Origin of the sequence: Spirillospora sp. NPDC049652 (assembly GCF_040675125.1) — a bacterium.
Lineage (GTDB): Bacteria > Actinomycetota > Actinomycetes > Streptosporangiales > Streptosporangiaceae > Spirillospora.
The window spans coordinates 1-4183 of the sequence record NZ_JBFAOF010000656.1 but is presented as its reverse complement, the minus strand read 5'-3'; the positions used below and the strand labels follow the sequence as shown (position 1 = coordinate 4183).

3 protein-coding genes are annotated in these 4183 nt (G+C 73.3%); all 3 read left to right on the top strand.

All coding sequences use genetic code 11. The features are described from left to right. The first annotated feature begins 465 nt into the window (after window positions 1-465). Window positions 466-1224, top strand: a complete 759-nt coding sequence (gene clsA, locus AB0J52_RS30035; protein WP_500186010.1) for a cardiolipin synthase ClsA — start codon at window positions 466-468, stop codon at window positions 1222-1224. Between the two features lie 44 nt (window positions 1225-1268). Then, the gene (locus AB0J52_RS30030; protein ID WP_500186008.1) at window positions 1269-3767 is read left to right on the top strand and encodes a sugar phosphate nucleotidyltransferase; all 2499 of its coding nucleotides are present in this window, start codon (window positions 1269-1271) and stop codon (window positions 3765-3767) included. 231 nt (window positions 3768-3998) lie between these two features. Continuing rightward, window positions 3999-4183 (top strand): hypothetical protein (locus tag AB0J52_RS30025; RefSeq protein ID WP_500186007.1); only part of this gene is annotated, 185 nt, incomplete at its 3' end.

Below are 4183 nucleotides of genomic sequence, written 5' to 3'. Positions count from 1 at the left end.
TGCGTCGGCGATCGCGCACAGCGTCCGCAGATGGCGTAGCTCGAGCCGCACGCCCCACCGCCCTCCGCCGCGCCGACGGCCCACGAACCCCGTGGCCGCCCAACCTCATGGCCCACGAAACTACAGGTAACCGACACCGCAGGCCGGATGGCCACAAAAGAGCGGAGCCCGCCACAGTGGCGTCACCGGCGCGCCGAGGCCCTCCAACCCCGCTCCCTCCAGCGCGGGCCGGGTGATGCTGACCACACCGAGCTCCGCCGGGCGGCCCGGCGTACGTGCGCCGGGCCGCCCGGCGGCAGCGCCACGAACCCGCCCCGGCCGGCCCGCGCCTAGACCCCGCCCGCCCGCGCATCCGGTGTCCGGACGCCCCCAGGGGCTTTCGCATCCTTACCGATAGGGTCAGGATCAAGGGACAGGGAGGCGAGCACGGCGGTGGATGCTGAGACCGGAACGGGGTCGGAACCGGTGACCGATCGGATCTGGACGGTGCCCAACCTGCTGAGCTTCGCGCGGCTGCTCGGCGTCCCCCTGTTCCTGTGGCTGGTCCTGGCCGGCCAGGACTGGTGGGCGCTCGGCGTGCTGGTGTTCGCGGGGCTGTCGGACTGGCTGGACGGCAAGCTGGCGCGCGCCCTGAACCAGACCAGCAGGCTCGGCACGGTCCTCGACCCGGCCGCCGACCGGCTGTACATCTTCGCCACGCTCGTCGGGCTGACCGCCCGCGAGGTGATCCCGCTGTGGCTGCTGCTGGCGCTGGTCGCCCGGGAGGCGGCCCTCACCCCGATCGTCCCGGTCATGCGGCGGCTCGGCTACTCGGGCACCCTCCCGGTGCACTTCATCGGCAAGGCGGGCACCATGTGCCTGCTGTACGCCTTCCCGCTGCTGCTGGTCGGCGACCACCACGGCTGGTGGGCCACGTCCGCCCGGGTCGGCGGCTGGGCGTTCGCGATCTGGGGCGTCGGCCTCTACTGGTGGTCGGCCGTCCTGTACTGGGCGCAGACCCTGCAGCTCGCCCGCGCCGCCCGCGCCGGGACGGACGTCCCGGCCCCCGACCGAGACCATGCGCCGGACCAGGAGAAGGCGCCCGACCAGACCCGCGACGAGACCCCCGACGAGGACCGCGCCGAGGACGGTCCCGGACGCGGCGACCCGCCGGCGGCGGCTCCGTTCTCCGCCCCGGGCCGCGGCGCGGCCGGCGACCAGAAGGGAGCGGAGACCCCACGTTGACATCCACCCCCGGATGCCGTCGGTTCTACCCCTGAGGAGACCGGATGAAGGCCGTTGTGATGGCGGGCGGCGAGGGGACGCGGCTGCGTCCGATGACCGCCAACCAGCCCAAGCCCCTGCTCCCGCTGGTCAACCGGCCGATCATGGAGCACGTGCTGCGCCTGCTGAAGCGGCACGGCTTCGACGAGACCGTGGTCACGGTCCAGTTCCTCGCCGCGCTGATCCGCAACTACTTCGGGGACGGCGAGGAGCTCGGCATGAGGCTGAGCTACGCCACCGAGGAGGTGCCGCTCGGCACCGCGGGCAGCGTGAAGAACGCCGAGGAGGCGCTGCGCGACGACCGGTTCCTGGTGATCTCCGGTGACGCGCTCACCGACATCGACCTCACCGACATGGTGCGCTTCCACCGGGAGAACGGCGCGCTGGTCACGATCGGCCTCAAGCGCGTCCCGAACCCGCTGGAGTTCGGGATCATCATCGTGGACGAGCGCGGCCGCATCCAGCGCTTCCTGGAGAAGCCGACCTGGGGCCAGGTGTTCTCCGACACCGTCAACACCGGCATCTACGTCATGGAGCCGGAGGTGCTCGACCAAGTCGCCGCCGGCGAACCGGTCGACTGGTCCGGGGACGTGTTCCCCCGGCTGCTCGCCGAGGGCGCGCCGCTGTACGGGTACGTGGCCGACTGCTACTGGGAGGACGTCGGCACCCACGAGAGCTACCTCAAGGCGCAGGCCGACATGCTGTCGGGCCTGGTCGACCTGCCCGTGGACGGGTTCGAGGTGTCGCCGGGTGTGTTCGTCGCCGAGGGCGCGGAGGTGGACGCCGAGGCCGTCCTGAAGGGTCCGCTCTACATCGGCGACTACGCCAAGGTCGAGGCGGGCGTCGAGCTGCGCGAGTTCACCGTGCTCGGCAGCAACGTGGTGGTGAAGGAGGGCGCGTTCCTGCACCGGGCCGTCGTCCACGACAACGTGTTCGTCGGGCCGTCGGCGAACCTGCGCGGCTGCGTGATCGGCAAGAACACCGACGTCATGGCGGGCGCGCGGGTCGAGGAGGGCGCGGTCGTCGGGGACGAGTGCGTCATCGAGGCCGAGGCGTACCTGTCCAGCGGCGTCAAGGTCTACCCGTTCAAGACCGTCGAGGCCGGCGCGGTCGTCAACACCAGCGTGATCTGGGAGTCGCGGGGCCAGCGCAACCTGTTCGGCCCGCGCGGCGTGTCCGGGCTGATCAACGTCGAGATCACCCCGGAGCTGGCGGTCCGGCTGGCCAGCGCGTACGCGACGACCCTGAAGAAGGGCACCACGGTCGTCACCGGCCGGGACGCCTCGCGCGCCGCCCGCACCCTCAAGCGCGCGGTCATCAGCGCGCTCACCGCCTCCGCGATCGACGTCCAGGACCTGGAGGCGTGCGCGCTGCCGATGGCGCGGTTCGAGACCGCCCGCGAGGACTGCTGCGGCGGCATCTACATCCACACCACGGCGGGCGACCCGCAGGGCGTGGACATCCTGTTCCTGGACGAGGACGGCGCCGACCTGTCGCAGGCCGCGCAGCGCAAGCTGGAGCGGGTCTACGGCCGCCAGGAGTTCCGCCGCGCGTTCCCCGGCGAGATCGCCGAGCTGACCTACCCGGCCCGGGCCGTGGAGACCTACACCCGCGACCTGCTGCGCCGCGTGGACATGACGGGCGTCCGCGAGGCCGGGCTCAAGCTCGTGCTGGACTGCGCGGGCGGCACCGCGTCGCTGGCGCTGCCGACGCTGCTCGGCAAGGTCGGCGTGGACGTGCTGACCCGCAACGCCAAGCTCGACGAGGCGAACCCGACCGAGACGCTCGCCGAGCGGATGCGCGACCTGCAGCGCCTCGGCGAGCTGGTGTCCTCGTCGCGGGCCGCGTTCGGGGTCCGCTTCGACCCCCTCGGCGAGCGGATCTCGCTGGTGGACGAGAACGGCGAGCTGATCAGCGACGAGCGGGCGCTGCTGGTGATGCTGGACCTGGTCGCCGCCGAGCGCCGCACCGGCCGGGTCGCGCTGCCGGTCACCACCACCCGCGTCGCCGAGCAGGTCTGCCGGTTCCACGGCGTCCAGGTGCAGTGGGTGTCCACCTCGCAGGACGTGCTGACCCGCGCCGCCGCCGAGCCCGACGTGGTGTTCGCCGCGGACGGCCGGGGCGGGTTCCTGATGCCGGAGTTCTCCACGACCGTGGACGGGATCGCGGCGTTCGTCCGGCTCGTCGGGCTGGTCGCGCGGACCCGGCTCACGCTGTCCCAGATCGACCGCCGCATCCCCGAGGCGCACCTGCAGCGCCGTTCGGTGCCGACGCCGTGGGCGGCCAAGGGCAGCGTGATGCGGACGGTCGTGGAGGCCGCGGGCGGCCGCACGATCGACACCACCGACGGCGTCCGGGTGGTGGAGGCCGACGGCCGCTGGGTGCTGGTGCTGCCCGACCCGTCCGAGGCGGTCACGCACCTGTGGGCCGAGGGCCCCGACGCCGACGCCGCCCAGGAGCTGCTGGAGGAGTGGGCCGGGGTCGTCGAACGCGCCGGAACCTAGCCCGTTTCCGGCGACCGGGCGCCTCCGAGCCGCCCGGCCCACGCCGGGCGAGGTCGGCCAGGACGTCCAGCGCGCGGGCACGTAATGGGGTCGGTGCTCGCGAGCATGGCCGTCGTGATCGGGCTCGAACGGTCCCGCGCGGCGGTCGCGTCCCCCTGACCGGACCCGGCGGGCGCCCGTTCCCGCAGCTGGGCGTGTCCCCGATTTGGCGGTCCTTGCCATGATGGGGCCGTGAGCGAGCGGGACGAGCGGGACCAGGGCGGCCCACCGGGACGGTGGCGCCGCCCCGACGCGTCGATGTCCCTGCTCGCCGACCTCTTCGAGGGCAGGCTCGCCGACCCCGGCTACGCCGAGGCCGCCGCCCGCCCACTCGCTGGAGCCCGTCCCCGCCGAGGCCCGCAGCTCGACCGCCCTCC